The sequence below is a fragment of the Brevundimonas sp. genome (assembly GCF_029945885.1).
In the GTDB taxonomy this organism is placed as follows: Bacteria; Pseudomonadota; Alphaproteobacteria; order Caulobacterales; family Caulobacteraceae; genus Brevundimonas.
Genome location: NZ_JAQSDK010000002.1, coordinates 133,242 through 149,832, shown reverse-complemented (window position 1 = coordinate 149,832; position 16,591 = coordinate 133,242). Strand labels below are relative to the sequence as shown.

The following is a 16,591-nucleotide window of genomic DNA, read 5'->3' as shown; positions in this document are numbered from 1 at the left end:
GTCCTCAGGCTATGGCCTGAGCGCCAGACCGTTGCGCACCACGGCCCTGCAAGTCGTCATTTTTGGCGATTTAGAGTGGAAAATATTACATAAATCGTCATAACAGGCGAATTAGATCGTGCGATTTGGATTTTCACAAGTCGCCATTATTGACGAATTAACTTCGCATCGATATCTTACTCGCCGAAAGTGGCGAATTATGAAGATATCGAGCCTGACCACTGATGACGCAGCCCTCGCGGAGCTTGGCCGCAGGATCGCTGAAGCGCGACTCGCGCGACAGATGACCCAGGCCCAGTTCGCTCAAGCCGCAGGAGTGTCCAAGCGAACGGTCGAGCGCCTCGAGGGCGGGGCCTCGACCCAGTCCGCCAATCTGGTGCGCTGCCTTAGGGCCCTGGACAAGCTGGACGGTCTCGACCGGCTCCTGCCTCAGAGCCCGCCCAATCCGATCGATCTGCTGGAACGCCACGGCAAGACTCGGCAGCGCGCCCGGCCGGACCCCGACGAAGGCGCTGGAGCCGGGAGGCCCTGGACCTGGGGCGACGAACAATGACGACCATCGCCGAGGTCCGTCTGTGGGGAAGACGCATCGGCGCCGTGTCCCTGGAAGACGGCGCCGACGTCGCCGCCTTCGCCTATGCGCCCGCCTTCATCACCAGTGGCATCCAGCCGGCGCCGCTGATGATGCCCCTGGGCCCCGAGATCCATAGCTTTCCGGAACTCAACCCGCGCAGCTTCCACGGCCTGCCGGGGATGCTGGCCGACGCCCTGCCCGACAAGTACGGCAACACGCTGATCGACGCCTGGCTCGCGACCCAGGGCCGGACGCCTGAGAGCTTCAACGCGGTCGAACGGCTTTGCTACACCGGCGAGCGCGGCATGGGTGCCCTGGAGTTCGCCCCGGCCAAGGGCCCGCGCCGCAAGGCTGCGACCCGGATCAAGCTCGACGCCCTGGTCGAGCTGGCATCGGAAGTCCTGACACATCGCAACGACCTGCGCTCCTCATTCGCCGATGAGACGAAGGCCGAGGCTCTGCGCGACATCCTGCGGGTCGGCACCTCAGCCGGCGGCGCCCGCGCCAAGGCGGTCATCGCCTGGAACGCCGAAACCAATGAAGTCCGCTCAGGCCAGGTCGAGGCCGGCGACGGCTTCGACTACTGGCTGCTGAAATTCGATGGCGTAAGGGGCAACAAGGACAAGGAGCTGACCGATCCGCAAGGCTATGGGGCGGTCGAATACGCCTATTCCCGGATGGCCGCCGCAGCCGGGGTCCAGGTGGCCGAATGCCGTCTGCTCGAAGAGGGTGGCCGGCGGCATTTCATGACCAGGCGGTTCGACCGCCTTCCCGGCGGCGGCAAGCTGCACATGCAGTCCCTGGCTGCCCTCGCCCACTTCGATTTCAACGACCAGAACGCCTATTCGTACGAACAGGCGCTGTTCGTCATGCGTCGTCTCGGGCTGTCGATGGAGGCGCTCGAAGAGCAGTTTCGGCGCATGGCCTTCAACATCGTCGCCCGCAACCAGGACGATCACGTCAAGAACATCGCCTTCCTGATGGACAGGGCCGGCACCTGGAGCCTGTCGCCGGCCTTCGACATCACCTGGAGCTACAATCCGGCGGGCGATTGGACGGCGCGCCACCAGATGTCGATGAACGGCAAACGCGACGGCTTCACCCTGGACGACTTCGACGCCAGCGCCCGCGTCGCGTCGATCAACGCCCGCCGGGCGCGCGCGATCGTACAGCAAGTTCGCGACGCCGTGGCTCGCTGGCCCGAATTCGCCGACGCCGCCCGGGTCGGCGAGGACTGGCGCAAATCCATAGACCCCTCTCTCCGGACGATCCTCTAGACCCGCGGTGCCCTATTGGGCGGCGGTGGCGACGGACGAGAGATCGGGGGATCGGGACCCCGATCGCCCTGCGCCCCGGGGCACCGGGCCAGGCCGCGCCATCTTGGTCATTGCCACGCCCGGCGACGCACGTTATGGCCCGAAGCAGGAGCCCCAATTGTCCCGACTGTTTCACACCCTCTGCGTGAGCTTTTGCGCCGCCTTGTTGGCGGTAGCGAGCCTGTATGGCGCGTCACAGACCGGGCATCGAATCGCCCATGCCTCCGACTGGCCTCCGATCGCCTCCCCCGGCAGCGCGTTCGATGCGGACCACGACCCGCTTCACGTCCATGTCGCGCCTGGGCCCGCGACCGGGACTGACGCGACCGGGGGCGAAGACCCGGATACCGGCGAGACCCGGCCCACGGGTCATCACCACGCCGCGACCGGCGACAGCCCGAACGCCGTCCCGGAAACTGGCCACGGTGTGAAGGCGATCCTTCGATCGACCACGGGTCAGCGTTGGTCCGCCGGCGATCTATCGCGGCCGAACCACGACGAAGACGGCCCCGAATACCCTCCGAAACGGATGCGCACGGTCATCTGAACCTGCGCAGCCTTTCGGCTGCGCGCGCAATCTGTTTCCCGGAGATATCCTTGAAAACCCCGAATGCCGGCTCTGCCGGATCGTGGGCGCGTATGGTGGCCGTTTCGGCGCTGGCGCTCTCACTGGCGGCTCTGCCGTCCTTCCCGGCCATGGCGCAGCCGTCCGCGAGCGTTGCACCGGCCACGCCCACACTGTCGCTGGAACGGGCGTTGGCCCGTGCAGCCGCGGTGGACCCGGCCCTACCCGGCGGCGAAGCCCGCGTCCGCGCCGGCGACGCCGCTGTGCGTCAGGCCGATGTTCGCCCCAACCCAACACTGGGGCTGATGGTGGAAAACCTGCCGACGCTCGGCGGGGGCAACATCATCGACCGGACCGAGACGACCCTGTCCTACGAGCAGCGGTTTGAACGGGGCGGCGACCGACCGGCGCGCGTCACCCTTGCCCGGGGTGAAGCGGCCGTGGTTCAGGCCGAGGACGCCATCCGGAGACTGGACCGGCTCGAGCAGGTGCAGCGCGCATGGGCCGACGCCCTTGCCGCCCAGGCCGAACTTGAAATCGCCCGCGAACGCCTCGATCTGGCCGAACGCTTCCAGACGGAGGTGCAGCGGCGCGTGAACATGGCGCGTGATCCGCTGTTCGCAGGGGCCCGCGCCGAGGCCGAGCTGGCACAGGCCCAGATCGATTTTGACCAGGCCGGGATCCAGGCGCGCCTCGCTCGGGCAACACTGGGGCGCTTCTGGATCGGAGCCCCCGACTTCTCGCTCGACCCTGCCGATTTCGAGGACACCAGTGCCGCGCGTGAAGTTGCCGGTCCGGTCTCTGAAATCGATCTCGCGGTTCTTTCCGCACAGCGCGATGTTTCCCGGGCCCGGGTCCGGGTCGAAGAGGCGCGCGCCATGCCGGACGCTACAGTCAGCGTCGGCGTCCGCCATTTCTGGGAAGGCCAGGACCTTGGACTCGTGGTCGGCGGGTCCATTCCTCTCGGCCGTTTTGACCGCAACGAGGGGGCCATCGCGCGGGCCAGGTTCGAGGGAGTCGCTGCAGAGGCTGACATGGTGGTGCTCCGGCAGGAACGGGAGCGCGAGATCGCGCGGCTTCAGGTGCTCCTCGCGTCGCGGGCTCTGGAAGCGCGTCGCATTGCCGAGGAAACCCTGCCCCAGGCCGAACGCGCGGTCACGCTCGTTCGTCAGGGCTTCGCGCGCGGCGGGTTCACCTACAACGACGTGATCTCCGCCCAGACCGCGCTGCTTGCGACCCGGGCTCGGCGCGTCGCCGTTCTCAAACAGTTTCACATTGATCGCGCCCGCCTTGATCGGCTGACCGGCGCGCATGCCGACCTGCTCGGCCTGGAGACCCGCACATGATCCGTCACACCCCATCACGGCGCGCTATCGCCGCCACCCTGTTCGCCCTTGCAGTCGCGGTCTCAGCCTGCGGTCAGGGCGGATCCCCGGAAAAGGCCGGAGGCGAAGTCGCCGCCGGCGACTATGAGCGTGGCCCACACAATGGCCGCATGCTGCGCGACGGCGATTTCGCGCTGGAGGTCACCATCTATGAGGATGGTCCGGAGCCACTGTTCCGGCTCTATCCCTATCTCAAGAACAAGCCCCTCGATCCGCGTCAGATCCAGGCGACCATCACCCTGGGTCGACTGGGTCCCAAGACCGACCGGTTCGTCTTCACCGCCGAGAACGACTACCTCGCGGCCCCGGGCGTGGTCTTCGAGCCCCACTCCTTCGACGTAACAGTCACCGCCGCCCACGCCGGACGCCAGCACCGCTGGAGCTATGAGTCCTATGAAGGGCGCACCACCATCACCGCCGATGCCGCCCGGGCGGGCGGCGTAACCACCCAGAGAGCCGGCGGAGCAGTCCTGGGCGAAAGCCTGCCGTTGAGCGGCCGGGTCGAGATCACGCCGGAGGGCCAGAGCGAGGTCCATGCCCGCTATCCCGGTCGCGTCATGACCATGTCGGTCCAGCTCGGCGATCGCGTCCGGCGTGGGCAGGTCCTCGCCCGGGTCGAATCCAGCGAAAGCCTGCAGACCTATTCCGTCACGGCCCCGATTTCGGGGATGATCACGGCCAAGAATGCCAACCCTGGCGCCATCACCGGCAATGGCGAGCCGATGCTGACCATCGGCGATCCGACCCGTCTGCACGCCGAGTTCTTCCTCTATCCGCGCGACGCAGAGCGCGTCCGGGTCGGGCAGCGGGTGGAGGTCACAAGCCTGGCCGGGGATCACCGCGCGCTCGGCGTCATCGAGGCCGTGCTGCCGTCCAGTGACCCCATGAGCCAGACACTGGTCGCCCACGTCGCGCTCCCCTACCAGGGCGGCGTCTGGCGGCCGGGTCTGGGGGTCAGCGGCACGGTCCAGGTCGGTCAGGGTGAGGTGCCGCTGGCGGTCCAGACCAAGGCCATCCAGCCGTTCCGGGATTTCCAGGTCGTCTACGCCAGGGTCGGCAACACCTATGAGGTGCGGATGCTCGAACTGGGGCGTCGAACCGACGAATGGACCGAGGTCCTCGGCGGGCTTGAACCCGGAACCGAATACGTCGTCGACGGTGCCTTCCTCATTCGCGCGGACATCGACAAGTCCGGCGCGAGCCATGACCACTAGGGGGCGCGACCATCATGCTTGAACGCATCATCGCGCTGTCGATCCGGTTCCGCTGGGTCGTCATGGCGCTCGTCCTTCTGGCCTGCGCGGTCGGGGTCTGGAGCTTCCAGCGCCTGCCGATCGACGCAACGCCGGACATCACCAACGTCCAGATCCAGATCAACACCGAAGCGCCCGGCTATTCGCCGCTGGAGGCCGAACAACGCATCACCTTCCCCGTTGAGACGGCGGTGGCGGGCGTGCCCGGCCTGCAATATACGCGCTCGGTCTCACGCTACGGGTTGAGCCAGGTCACCGTCATCTTCGACGACGGCACCGACATCTATTTCGCGCGCCAACTGGTCAACGAGCGGCTGCAGAACGCGCTCAGCCAGCTTCCCCCCGGCGTCACGCCCGAACTCGGCCCGATCGCCACGGGCCTGGGCGAGATCTTCATGTATACGATCGACGCCGCGCCGGACGCCCGTCGTCCGGACGGCCAGCCCTATACGACCGAGGATTTGAGAACCCTGCAGGACTGGGTGATCCGGCCCCAGTTGCGCAACACCAGGGGCGTCACCGAGGTCAATACGATCGGCGGCTACGAGCGCCAGTATCATGTGACGCCCCAGCCCGAACGACTGTCGGCCTATGGCGTGACCATGGCCGAAGTCGTCGAGGCGCTGAACAACAACAACGCCAATGTCGGGGCCGGCTATGTCGAGCGCTACGGTGAGCAGTATCTGATCCGCGTGCCGGGCCAGGCTTCAACGACCGAGGATCTCGGCAGCGTCGTCATCGCCACCCGGGGCGGTGTTCCGATCCGGATCGCCGATGTCGCGGACGTGGGCATGGGCGAAGAGTTGCGCACCGGAGCCGCGACCGAAGACGGCAAGGAGACCGTGCTCGCCACGGTCTTGATGCTGGCGGGCGAAAACAGCCGCGTGGTGGCCCGGGCCGCCGCCGTCAGTCTGGAACAGGCGGCGCGCGCGCTACCCGACGGGGTGACCGCATCGCCGGTCTATGACCGGACGGACCTGGTCGATCGCGCCATCCACACAGTTGAGAAAAACTTGCTGGAAGGGGCCCTGCTGGTCGTCGTCGTCCTGTTCCTGTTGCTCGGAAACATCCGCGCCGCCCTGATCACGGCGGCGGTCATCCCGATCACCATGCTGATGACCATAACCGGCATGGTGCGGACGGGGACCTCGGGCAATCTGATGAGCCTCGGCGCGCTCGACTTCGGCCTGATCGTCGACGGCGCCGTCATCATCGTGGAAAACTGCCTGCGCCGCTTCGGGGAGGCCCAGCACCGTCTGGGCCGTATCCTGACCCGGGAAGAACGGTTTGATCTGGCGGCCTCGGCTTCCAGCGAGGTCATCCGGCCGTCGCTGTTCGGGATCCTGATTATCACCCTCGTCTATGTGCCGATTTTCGGCCTGACCGGGGTTGAAGGAAAGATGTTCCACCCGATGGCGATCACCGTCGTCATCGCCCTGACCGCCGCCCTCGTCCTCTCGCTGTCCTTTGTGCCTGCCGCGGTCGCGATGTTCGTCACCGGCAAGGTGGAGGAAAAGGACAGCTTCGTGATGCGCTGGGCCCGGGTCGGCTATCAGCCGGCGCTGGACTTCGCGCTGAAGACCCGGGGTTTGATGATCGGCATCGCCGTGGCGCTTGTGTTGCTGGCGGGCTTCGGCGCGTCGCGAATGGGTTCGGAGTTCGTGCCCAATCTCGACGAAGGCGACATCGCCATGCACGCGCTGCGCATCCCCGGCACCAGTCTGAGCCAGGCCATCCAGATGCAGACCGCGCTGGAGGCCCGCATCGCCGCCTTCCCGGAGGTTGAGCGGGTCGTGGCCAAGATCGGCACTGCCGAAGTCGCCACCGACCCGGTGCCGCCTTCGGTCGCCGATACCTTCATCATGCTGAAGGACCGCTCCGACTGGCCCGATCCCAGAAAGCCGCGCGGTCAGCTTGTCGAGGAGATGGAAGCCGCCGTGAACGAAATCCCCGGCAGCAAATATGAGTTCACCCAGCCGATCCAGATGCGGTTCAACGAACTGCTTTCGGGCGTGCGCGCCGATGTCGCCATCAAGGTGTTCGGCGACGATCTGAACGAACTACTCAGGCTCGGCGCCGAGATCGAAGGCATCGTCGCCGGCGTGGATGGCGCGGCCGATCCCCAGACCGAACAGGTCACGGGTCTGCCGGTGCTCCAGATCACACCCAACCGGGCTGCCATGGCGCGACTGGGTTTGAGCGTCAACGACGTCCAGTCGGTCATCTCCACCTCGATGGGCGGCACCACGGCGGGGCAGATTTTCGAGGGTGACCGGCGTTTCGACGTCGTCGTCCGCCTGCCCGAAGCGCTGCGATCCAACACCGATGCCATCGGTCGCCTGCAGATACCCCTGCCGGCGAGCGAGGGACAGGCGCGTCAGTTCGTGCCCCTGGCCGAGGTGGCGACGATAGAGCTTACGGTCGGTCCCAACCAGATCAGTCGCGAGAACGGCAAGCGACGGATCGTGGTCACCTCCAACGTGCGCGATCGAGACCTGGGCTCCTTCATCGGGGACGTGCAGGAGCGGGTCGAGACCGAGGTGACGATCCCCGCCGGCTACTGGGTCACCTATGGCGGTACGTTCGAACAGCTCATCTCGGCGGCGAAACGGCTTCAGGTCGTGGTGCCGGCTGTGCTGCTGCTGATCTTCGGCCTGCTGTTCGCCCTGTTCCGCTCCTGGAAGGACTCGGCCATCGTCTTCTCCGGCGTGCCCCTGGCGCTCACCGGCGGGGTGGCCGCCCTGATGATGCGTGATCTGCCGCTATCGATCTCGGCGGGCGTTGGCTTCATCGCCCTGTCCGGGGTCGCTGTGCTCAACGGCGTGGTCATGGTCAGCTTCATCCGGGGCCTGATCGAGGAGGGCAAGCCGATCCCCACGGCTATCCGCGAAGGCGCACTGACCCGTCTAAGGCCTGTGCTGATGACCGCCCTGGTCGCCAGTCTGGGCTTCGTGCCCATGGCGCTCAACGTCGGGACCGGGGCCGAGGTCCAGCGTCCGCTGGCCACGGTGGTCATCGGCGGGATCATCTCATCGACCCTGCTGACCCTGCTCGTGCTCCCGGCGCTCTATAGCCTGGTCCACGGTCGCGACCGGACCGAGGATCGTCCCCGTCCCGCCTGGCTCGACCACCTGCCGTTCCGCGTCAAGCGGAGGCGGTTCTGACCGCCTGCCGCTCCACGCCCTCCCCGAACTCCGGAAAGGTTCTCATGACAGTTGGCTATCGCCGGGACCCCTGGTCCTGGCTCAAATCACCCGCAATGGCACTGGCCGCCATCCTGCTCTTCTTTCTCATCGACGGAGCCCTGGGCCAGGCCCTGGCCCATGGCGTGGCCGAGGGCGACAAGGGCTATATCCAGGAGACATCCGGCTTTCTGTTCTGGCCGTTCGTCTATCTCGGGGCCAAGCACATGGTCACCGGCTACGACCACCTGCTGTTCCTGTTCGGCGTGATCTTCTTCCTCTACCGGATGAAGGACATCAGCATCTATGTGACGCTGTTCGCCATCGGCCACTCATCCACCCTGCTGCTGGGCGTGCTGACCGACATCAGCGTGTCCAGCTATCTGGTGGACGCGATCATCGGTCTGTCCGTCGTCTACAAGGCGCTCGACAACCTCGGTGCCTATCAGCGCTGGTTCGGCTTCCAGCCCTCGACCAGGGCCGCAACCCTGATCTTCGGCCTGTTCCACGGCTTCGGCCTGGCGACCAAGCTGCAGGATTTCCAGCTGTCATCCGATGGACTGATCGGCAACCTGATCGCCTTCAACATCGGGGTCGAGGCCGGTCAGCTTCTGGCCCTGGGCGCCATCCTCATCGTCATGGGTTTCTGGCGGAGGACGACCGGCTTCTGGCGTCATGCCTATGCCGCCAATGTCGTCCTCATGACCCTCGGTTTCATCCTGGCGGGCTATCAGCTCGTCGGCTTCTTCGTCACCTGATCGGAGACCTCTCATGCAAAATGCCAACAAGCCCGACCCCTCCGAACTGCCCTCGACCGCCAAACTGTTGAAGTCCACGGCGGTGGCCGTCGTGGTCGCTGCCGGTCTGCTCGTCACGATCGTTCTGCCCGCCGAATACGGCACCGATCCTACCCGGGTCGGATCGCTGCTCGGCCTGACGGAAATGGGCCGCATCAAGGTGCAGCTTGCTGCTGAAGCCAAGGCCGAAGAGGCGGGCCTCCAGCCGGCCGCCACGCCGCCCGCCGTCGCTGCGGCGCCGACCGCCGCAGTCACGCCCGCGGCGACTGCGCCCGGGGTCCGAACCGACGAGACCGTTCTCACCCTCGCCCCCGACCAGGGTGCCGAGATCAAGCTGGTAATGGAGGAAGGCGCTCGCGTCCGCTACGTCTGGTCAAGCAGCGGCGGGCGGATCAATTTCGACGTCCACGCCGACCGGCCGGGGACCTCCTATCATGGCTACAGCAAGGGATCGTCCCGGCGTGAGGAAGGCGACCTCACCGCCGCCTTCACCGGCAGTCACGGCTGGTTCTGGCGCAACCGCACCGGTGAGACGGTGACGATCACCCTGCAGACCGCCGGCGCCTACACAGAGGTCAAGCGCGTGGTCTGATCTCCGCGACGTCTATCCCCTCGTCGTCGGCCAGCGGGTATGCCGTTCGTCGATGACGTAGGGGTGGGTGTGGCCTGTTTCGCCGTCCAGCGCGTGGCCTTCCAGCAGGTGCGGATCATCGGGTTCGAGGTCATCATGACTGTGCGGCACGGTATCCGGATCATGCGCCGGCCAGATCAGCAGCCCCAGGATCGTGCCTGAGGCGCACAGGCCCGCCAGGACCAGAAAGGCTGCACCGGGATCAACCGCCGCACTGACCAGACCCGCTACCGGATAGGCGATCAGCCAGCAGCCGTGCGACAGGGCGAACTGGGCCGCGAACAGCGAGGGCCGATCAGCGGCGTTTGATGATCGTCGCAGCGCCCGACCGGCCGGTGTAATCGTCAGCGAATAGCCGAAGCCCATGGTCACCCACAGCAACAGCAAGGCCGGGTAACTGACCGCGACCCACGCACCCGCTAGCAGCACCAGCGTCATCAGGCCGGCCCCCAGCACCATGGCGGACCGGTCCGAAAGCCGAACCAGAAGGCGCGGCAGGATCACCGCCGCCGTCATCGATCCGCCGCCGAACGCCGCCAGCGCCCAGGCCGTCGCCTGTTCCGACAAGGCGAAGCGCGACTGAACCAGCACCACGGTGTTGACGAACACCATCGCCCCGCCCGCCGCCGTCGCCAGACTGATCGCCAGCAGCCCCCGAAGGCGTGGCGTCAGCGCGAACAATCGGATGCCCCCGGTCAGTCGTTGCAGGAAGGGCCGGGGCTGGGCGGTGCTCAGCGCCGGCAAGACCGCGCTGACGACGAACAGCGCCGAAACGACAAAACCGACCGCCGTCCCCGCGAACAGATTGTTGTAGCTCATCACCGCCAGCAGCAGGGCCGCCAGCACGGGGCTGGCCACGCTTTCCAGATCGGCTGCCAGCCGCGAGAGCGACAGCGCCTTGGTGTATTCAGCCTCGTCCGGGAGCAGGTCGGGGATCATGGCCTGGAAGGCCGGGGTGAAGGCGGCCGAGGCGACATAGAGCACAGTCATCAAGGCATATATCTGCCAGGCTTCGCCGACGAACGGCAGGCTGACCGCGACGCCGGCTCGAACGATGTCGAGCGACACCAGCAGGATTTTTCTGGGCAGTCTCGCCGCCAGGGCGCTCGCGAATGGTGCCACCCCGATGTAGGCGACCATCTTGATCGACAGGGCCGCGCCCAAGATTTCCCCGGCACTCGCCCCCGCCAGATCGTGGGCCAGCAGCCCGAGCGCGACGGTCGCCATTCCCGTCCCCAGCAGGGCCGAAACCTGGGCCATGAAGAGGTGCCGGTAGGCGGAGTGACGCAGGGGAGAAAACATCAAAGGGTCACCTGGGACGCCACGGAATCCCGGGCGATCCCGGAGGGCGGCTCCCCTTCGTCGAGTCTCGCATACGGTTGCAATATACTCTAGGGGAGTAACTATGGGACATACGGTCACCGGCAAGAAAAAACTCGTGGCGCGCATTCGACGCATCGCCGGCCAGTTGGCTGCGATCGAGAGAGCCATCGAAACCGAAACGGATTGCTCGCAGGTTCTCCAGCAGGTCGCGGCGGCGCGCGGGGCGATGGGCGGGCTACTCAATGAACTGATTGAGGACCATCTGAGACACCACGTCGCCAACCCCGATCTGAGCGAGCATGACCGCCGGATCGGCACCGACGAGCTGATCGCCCTTATCCGCCGCTATTCCAGCTAGGCCGAGTGCATGAGCAGAACGCGCTCCGAGGATACCGGCCGGCGGGCAAACCGGGATGCAGGATCCGGTATCGGTCCGGCCCTGGATACGATCCGGCCTCCACCCGCGCACAACGGGCCGCATGAGGCCGGCCCGGCTGAAATCGGCGACCACTACCCGGAGACGAGGCCGTGAGCTCCGATTCCCCCTGCACCGACGTCTGCCGCTTCGATGGTCGCACCGGTTGGTGCGTGGGTTGCGGTCGTTCGGTCCCCGAAGTCCGGGCCTGGCGAAAGATGCCGCCGCGTACCCGTCAGCTCCTCCTCAGGGAGCTGACCCGACGCCTGCGGCGGCTCAAGGATCAATGACCATGCCGGACCGGGTTTCACTGATGGCGACGGCTGAACGGTTCGGGATCGGAACGGCGCCGGCACCTCTGGCCCGGCGGAAGCGCTGTGCCGAACTTGCTCGTCGGCATCCTCGCCGTCCTGGCGCTGGCGGCGGTTTCCCGGTCGTTCGGGGGCGAAGGCCTGTTTTCCGAACTGCTCGAAATGGGTGGGCTTGCGCTGATCGCGGTCTGCATAATCGGGCGGGCCTGGTGCTCCCTCTATATCGGCGGCCGCAAGATCGCCGAGATCGTGGATCGCGGTCCCTATTCCATCTCTCGCAACCCGCTTTATGTCTTCAGCTTCATGGGCGCGTTCGGCATGGGTGCCCTGACCGGCAGCCTGACAATCGCGTTGCTGTTCCTGCTGGTCGCGGCGCTCGTCTTCCGCGCAACGGTGAAGCGCGAGGAAGCGTGGCTCAGCGAAGCGTTCTGCGCCGCCTATGCCGCCTACATGGCGCGCACACCCCGCTTCTGGCCCGATCCCTCCAAATGGCGAGATTCCGAGACCCTGGAGATCCGCCCGGTGTTCTTCCTGCGCACCCTGCGGGACGGCGCCGTGATGGCCTTCGCCTATCCGCTGTTCGAGTCGCTCGAATACTTCCAGGACATCGGATGGCTGCGGGTCGTCCTGTCCCTGCCATGACCGCGCGCCGGCGGAGCCGCCGCGCTGTCGGTCAGGGCTAGACTCCCACTATGAGCGCGCCTCTCAGGACCGGCCTGAAAGCGGTGCCCCGGAGCGTCTGGGCCATCGGCTTCGTGTCCATGTTCATGGATATCTCCTCGGAGATGATTCACGCCCTGCTGCCGGTCTTTCTGGTAACGGAGCTCGGCGCGAGCGTCGCGCTGGTAGGTCTGCTCGAAGGCGTCGCCGAGGCCACGGCCTCGATCACCAAGGTCTTCTCCGGCTGGCTCAGCGACCGGCTTGGCCACCGCAAATGGCTGGCGGTGGCCGGCTATGGCCTGGGCGCGCTCACCAAACCGGTGTTTCCGATCGCGGTGACCCCGTGGGAGGTGTTCGGGGCCCGGTTCGCGGACCGGATCGGCAAGGGCCTTCGAGGTGCCCCCCGCGATGCCCTGGTCGCTGACATCGCACCACCCCCGATCCGCGGCGCCGCCTTCGGTCTGCGCCAGTCGCTGGACACCATCGGTGCCTTCGCCGGACCGCTTGTCGCGATGGCGTTGATGATGGTGCTCGCGGGAAATATCCGGGCTGTGTTCGCCTGGGCCGTGGTTCCGGCGGTGTTGGCGGTGCTTGTATTGATTTTCGCGGTCAGGGAGCCACGTCCCGTCGAAGGGTTGCGCCGTCCTCGCTTGCCGATCCGGTGGGGCGATGTGCTTGCGATGGGCGGCGGCTTCTGGGCCGTGATCGGGCTGGGCGCGGTGTTCACCATGGCGCGGTTCAGCGAGGCGTTTCTGGTCTTGAGAGCGCAGGACGTGGGCCTCGCCATCGCTCTCGTGCCCGTGGTGATGGTGGTGATGAATCTGGTCTATTCCGCCGTCGCCGCGCCCGCGGGCAGCCTCTCGGACCGAATGGATCGGCGCTGGCTGCTTGTCCTGGGCCTGGCGGTGCTGATCTCCGCCGACGTGGTCCTCGCCCTTGTGGCGACGGTTCCCGGCGTGTTGATCGGGGTCGCCCTGTGGGGGCTGCATATGGGACTGAGCCAGGGATTGCTGGCGGCCCTGGTCGCCGATACGGCTCCGTCGCACCTGCGGGGTACCGCCTTTGGTCTGTTCAACCTCGCCAGCGGTGTGACCTTGCTGGCCGCCAGCGTCGTCGCCGGCCTGCTCTGGTCCCGGATGGGACCAGAGGCGACTTTCATCGCCGGTGCCGTGTTCGCCCTGCTGGCGACCATCTGGCTTGTGTCCATGACCCTGCGCCATCCAGCTAGGCGGAACGCGACGCCATGAACGAGATCATCGACGGCGGTCGCATGTCCACTGGCTTGATCCGGACCTCTCCGAATCCTTAACGGAACCCGCCGATCCAGTCCGCCACCTGATCGTGTGAACCCGCTGTCGCGAGTTCAAGTCCGACCCTGCTGAGGATGGCCAGATGCGGACTGGCCGTGTCCGGATGGCTCGACAGGTCCATACAGATCGACAGCACCGCCTCATGCAGTTCTCCCTTCTGACACAGGGCCAATGCCCTCGCCTTGGCTTCGTCGACATGCGTATTGGCCCCGACCGACAAAGCCTCGCGCGTTGGCACGACGGCTTTCCCGGGCCTGACGAGGTGGTTCGCCCACAACTCCAGGGCTGCGCGCTTTTCCGGCACATAGGTGTGGCGGTCATAGACACTCGTGACCGCCGCCCCTTCATTGGGCGTATGTCCGAGCACCAGCCCGACCACGAAGCGGCTGACGCCGTAACGCCCCGTGAGCGTCGTCGCCCCGGATCGCCGGACGTCATGGGGCGACCCCACCGCCAGCTTTCGGCGCGTACAGGTCCGCGCGAATGCGCGGGTTATCGCGTGCGGATCGAGGTGTTGGCCCGGAGATTTGGCGGACGGGAAGAGGTAGGTGCTGCCCGGATCAAGCGCCCAGGCCATCTCTAGGATCTCCAGCGCATCGGCCCCGAGGGGTACGACGTGCTGATGTCTGGCCTTGGCCCGCTCGGACGGGATCGTCCAGATCTTCGCCGAACGGTCGAACTCGGTCTTGAGGGCTCCGGCGACCTCGGTGCGGCGGGTCAGGGTCAGCATCAACAGCTGGATGGCCAGTCCCATGACCGGTTCCAGTCGCGCATGGACGCCGGCCGTCTTCTCCCCCGGGGCGCGGGGCACCGACGCCTCCGATGCCGCGTCCCAGAGCGTCCTCAGGGCCGCGTCATCAAACATGCGTTCACGCGGTGTCAGTGCCAGCGGCCGGGCCAAACCGAGCGCGGGATTGGCCTCGATCCGCTCTTCGAGCACCGCGAAGCCCAGAACCGCGTGAAGCAGGGAGCCGATCGACGCCACGCTGGCGGCCGCCATGCCGGTCTCGGTCACCAGGGTCCGCATGAATATCTTCACGTCGGCGCGCCGGATCTCCGTGAACGGTCGTGACCCCAGCCGTGGCTGAATGTGGTTGCGCCAGGTCTGGCGCTCGTTGTTGAGGGTAACCTCTCGCTTGGGCCGGCGGCGTCCCCCGTGAAGTCCGACCGTCGCCGCCTGCCAATAGGCCTCGGCCAGTTCATCGAGGGTTTCGCCTGTTCGCGCCCGTTCGCGAGCCGCGGTCATCTCTGCGACGGGATCGCCCCCGTCGACGACCGATATCCGCAAAGCGGCGGCCTTCGACCGAGCCTTGGCGAGCGACAGATCCGGATAGGCCCCGAGGCAGAGACGGCGACGCGCGCCGTTGGTGGCGACATAGCGGAATTCGAACTGCTTCAGCCCGGTTGGAAAGACACGAACGCCGAGCCCGCGACTGTCGCCGACGGACATCTCATAGACCTTGTCAGCGGGTTTCAGGGCCGCGATCTGGCGGTCCGTGCTAGGTTGAAGGCCGGCCAACACGCGCTCTCCTCGCGCCTGCGCTGCAAATCAAACGCCACCCAGACTAGCATTTTCTGGGGCGCCAGTGGGGCAGACGATGCAGAATTTCTCGAAAAAGCAAGAAAAACGCTGAAAAATTAAATTGCCGGTTTTCTGTAGCTTATCGAGTTATGCACAGCCATGAAATGTCGTGAAAATGCCTTTGAGGCGCTTCACACCGAGGGGGTCACAGGTTCAATCCCTGTCGCATCCACCATTTCTTTCAAGGGTTATGGCGAACCGGACCGGTTCTGCCGGCCCGACACCCCGCAAACAGGACGACAACCGCCCGACCGGCGAACCGGCGGGCGTTGTGGCGTCGGGACGGGCCGACGGTCGATCGGTCAGGCAGGGCGGGGCAGACTGGGCCCCATCGCTGCGGTCGCCAGTTCAGCCCGGCTGTTTGGTGAAATGGCCCGCGCGCCAGGCCAACCACATCACGGCGACTCCGACACCGGTGCAGACCACCAGTCCGGGCAGTGAAGCCTCCGGACCGAAGGCCCCGCCGGACAGCCATTCCGGGACGCCCGCGCGCGCCGTGCTGCGGGCGATCGAGGGGCCGAAGTCGCCGCCGGAGACGGCGGCCCCGAACAGATAGCCCTGGGTGAAATTCCACGCCGCATGCACGCCGATCGACAACCAGAGCCGGCCGGTCAGGGCATAGAAGGCCCCCAGCATGATGCCGGCCTCAAGCGCGATGCAGACGGCGGCGAAGACGCTGGCATTGGGATTGGCGATATGGCCGAAACCGAACAGGGCGGCGGAGACGGCGAAGGCCACCCACGGACCAAAGGCGCGCCAGATCAGCCTCAGCAGGACGGCGCGGATCATCAACTCCTCGATCACGCCCGACTGGATGGCCTTGCCCACGGAAACCCAGGCCGGGGCGAGCCCGAGGGCCTGGATGTCATACAGGCCGAACACCGCCATAATGCCCATCACCGCAGCGAACATCAGGGCTCCGATCACCAGGCCGACGCCCAGTTCCGGCACCAGCGGCCGCAGGGCCAGTTCGGAAGGCTTGCGGCCCTCGGCCAGCCACACCGCCAGGGCATAGACGCCCAGCCCCACGCCAGCGGCGATGATCGTCGCCGCCAGCTGGGCCACACCGGACGACTGCGGCCACCATTTGCCCAGGGCCTCCCCGGTCGGCAGGGCTGACAGGGCGACAAGGAAGACCAGGGCGACGGCCCACCCCAGGGCGCGCAGCCAGCGCAGCGGCCCCGGATGCAGGAAGCGGCGTTCGCCGAGGTCGAGGGGGTGGAACCCCCGGCCGCCCGTCAGGGCGAGCGTCAGTCCGGGGACCGAAAACAGTTTCGAGCGCATGAG

Annotated in this window: 15 protein-coding genes; 12 read left to right on the top strand and 3 right to left on the bottom strand. The window is 66.5% G+C overall.

Going from position 1 to position 16,591, the window contains the following annotated elements; genetic code table 11:
• Positions 1-199: 199 nt before the first annotated feature.
• From PSV00_RS01215 to PSV00_RS01180, 8 genes are all read left to right on the top strand, one after another.
• Positions 200-553, top strand: a complete 354-nt coding sequence (locus PSV00_RS01215; RefSeq protein WP_300443846.1) for a helix-turn-helix transcriptional regulator — start codon at positions 200-202, stop codon at positions 551-553.
• Positions 550-1,851 (top strand): HipA domain-containing protein, encoded by a 1,302-nt coding sequence (locus PSV00_RS01210; RefSeq protein ID WP_300443844.1) that lies wholly within the window; start codon positions 550-552, stop codon positions 1,849-1,851. The genes PSV00_RS01215 and PSV00_RS01210 overlap by 4 nt, the downstream gene beginning before the upstream one ends.
• A 103-nt stretch (positions 1,852-1,954) precedes the next feature.
• Positions 1,955-2,437: a hypothetical protein gene (locus PSV00_RS01205; protein ID WP_300443843.1), complete on the top strand. Its 483-nt coding sequence runs from the start codon at positions 1,955-1,957 to the stop codon at positions 2,435-2,437.
• Between the two features lie 92 nt (positions 2,438-2,529).
• Positions 2,530-3,801, top strand: a complete 1,272-nt coding sequence (locus PSV00_RS01200; RefSeq protein WP_300443841.1) for a TolC family protein — start codon at positions 2,530-2,532, stop codon at positions 3,799-3,801.
• A complete protein-coding gene (locus tag PSV00_RS01195) occupies positions 3,798-5,054 on the top strand; it encodes an HlyD family efflux transporter periplasmic adaptor subunit (RefSeq protein ID WP_300443840.1) in 1,257 nt (418 codons plus the stop codon). The genes PSV00_RS01200 and PSV00_RS01195 overlap by 4 nt, the downstream gene beginning before the upstream one ends.
• A gap of 14 nt (positions 5,055-5,068) precedes the next feature.
• On the top strand, positions 5,069-8,257 hold the full coding sequence (locus PSV00_RS01190) for a CusA/CzcA family heavy metal efflux RND transporter (protein WP_300443838.1): 3,189 nt from the start codon (positions 5,069-5,071) through the stop codon (positions 8,255-8,257).
• A 95-nt stretch (positions 8,258-8,352) separates the two neighbouring features.
• The gene (locus PSV00_RS01185) at positions 8,353-9,033 is read left to right on the top strand and encodes a HupE/UreJ family protein (RefSeq protein ID WP_366944627.1); all 681 of its coding nucleotides are present in this window, start codon (positions 8,353-8,355) and stop codon (positions 9,031-9,033) included.
• A 13-nt stretch (positions 9,034-9,046) separates the two neighbouring features.
• Positions 9,047-9,664, top strand: a complete 618-nt coding sequence (locus tag PSV00_RS01180; protein WP_300443834.1) for a transmembrane anchor protein — start codon at positions 9,047-9,049, stop codon at positions 9,662-9,664.
• 12 nt (positions 9,665-9,676) lie between these two features.
• Here PSV00_RS01180 and PSV00_RS01175 read toward each other — a convergent pair whose 3' ends face one another.
• Complete coding sequence (locus PSV00_RS01175) at positions 9,677-11,005, bottom strand: MFS transporter (RefSeq protein ID WP_300443832.1); 1,329 nt, start codon at positions 11,003-11,005, stop codon at positions 9,677-9,679.
• A 103-nt stretch (positions 11,006-11,108) separates the two neighbouring features.
• On the opposite strand from PSV00_RS01175, the gene PSV00_RS01170 reads away from it, so the two are divergent.
• The 4 genes from PSV00_RS01170 to PSV00_RS01160 all read left to right on the top strand — a co-directional run bounded on the left by PSV00_RS01170 (position 11,109) and on the right by PSV00_RS01160 (position 13,659).
• Positions 11,109-11,384 carry a metal/formaldehyde-sensitive transcriptional repressor gene (locus PSV00_RS01170; protein ID WP_300443830.1) on the top strand — a complete coding sequence of 92 codons (276 nt, stop codon included), beginning with the start codon at positions 11,109-11,111 and terminating at the stop codon, positions 11,382-11,384.
• Positions 11,385-11,554: 170 nt separating this feature from the next.
• Positions 11,555-11,731 (top strand): DUF1289 domain-containing protein, encoded by a 177-nt coding sequence (locus PSV00_RS15295; protein ID WP_366872772.1) that lies wholly within the window; start codon positions 11,555-11,557, stop codon positions 11,729-11,731.
• A gap of 96 nt (positions 11,732-11,827) precedes the next feature.
• The gene (locus PSV00_RS01165; RefSeq protein ID WP_300443827.1) at positions 11,828-12,394 is read left to right on the top strand and encodes an isoprenylcysteine carboxylmethyltransferase family protein; all 567 of its coding nucleotides are present in this window, start codon (positions 11,828-11,830) and stop codon (positions 12,392-12,394) included.
• Positions 12,395-12,444: 50 nt separating this feature from the next.
• Positions 12,445-13,659 (top strand): MFS transporter, encoded by a 1,215-nt coding sequence (locus PSV00_RS01160; RefSeq protein ID WP_300443825.1) that lies wholly within the window; start codon positions 12,445-12,447, stop codon positions 13,657-13,659.
• 58 nt (positions 13,660-13,717) lie between these two features.
• Here the strand turns inward: PSV00_RS01160 and PSV00_RS01155 are convergent, their stop codons facing one another.
• Both PSV00_RS01155 and PSV00_RS01150 read right to left on the bottom strand, forming a co-directional pair.
• Positions 13,718-15,241, bottom strand: a complete 1,524-nt coding sequence (locus PSV00_RS01155) for a site-specific integrase (protein ID WP_300443824.1) — start codon at positions 15,239-15,241, stop codon at positions 13,718-13,720.
• Between the two features lie 411 nt (positions 15,242-15,652).
• A complete protein-coding gene (locus PSV00_RS01150; RefSeq protein ID WP_300443822.1) occupies positions 15,653-16,588 on the bottom strand; it encodes a type II CAAX endopeptidase family protein in 936 nt (311 codons plus the stop codon).
• Positions 16,589-16,591: the final 3 nt, after the last annotated feature.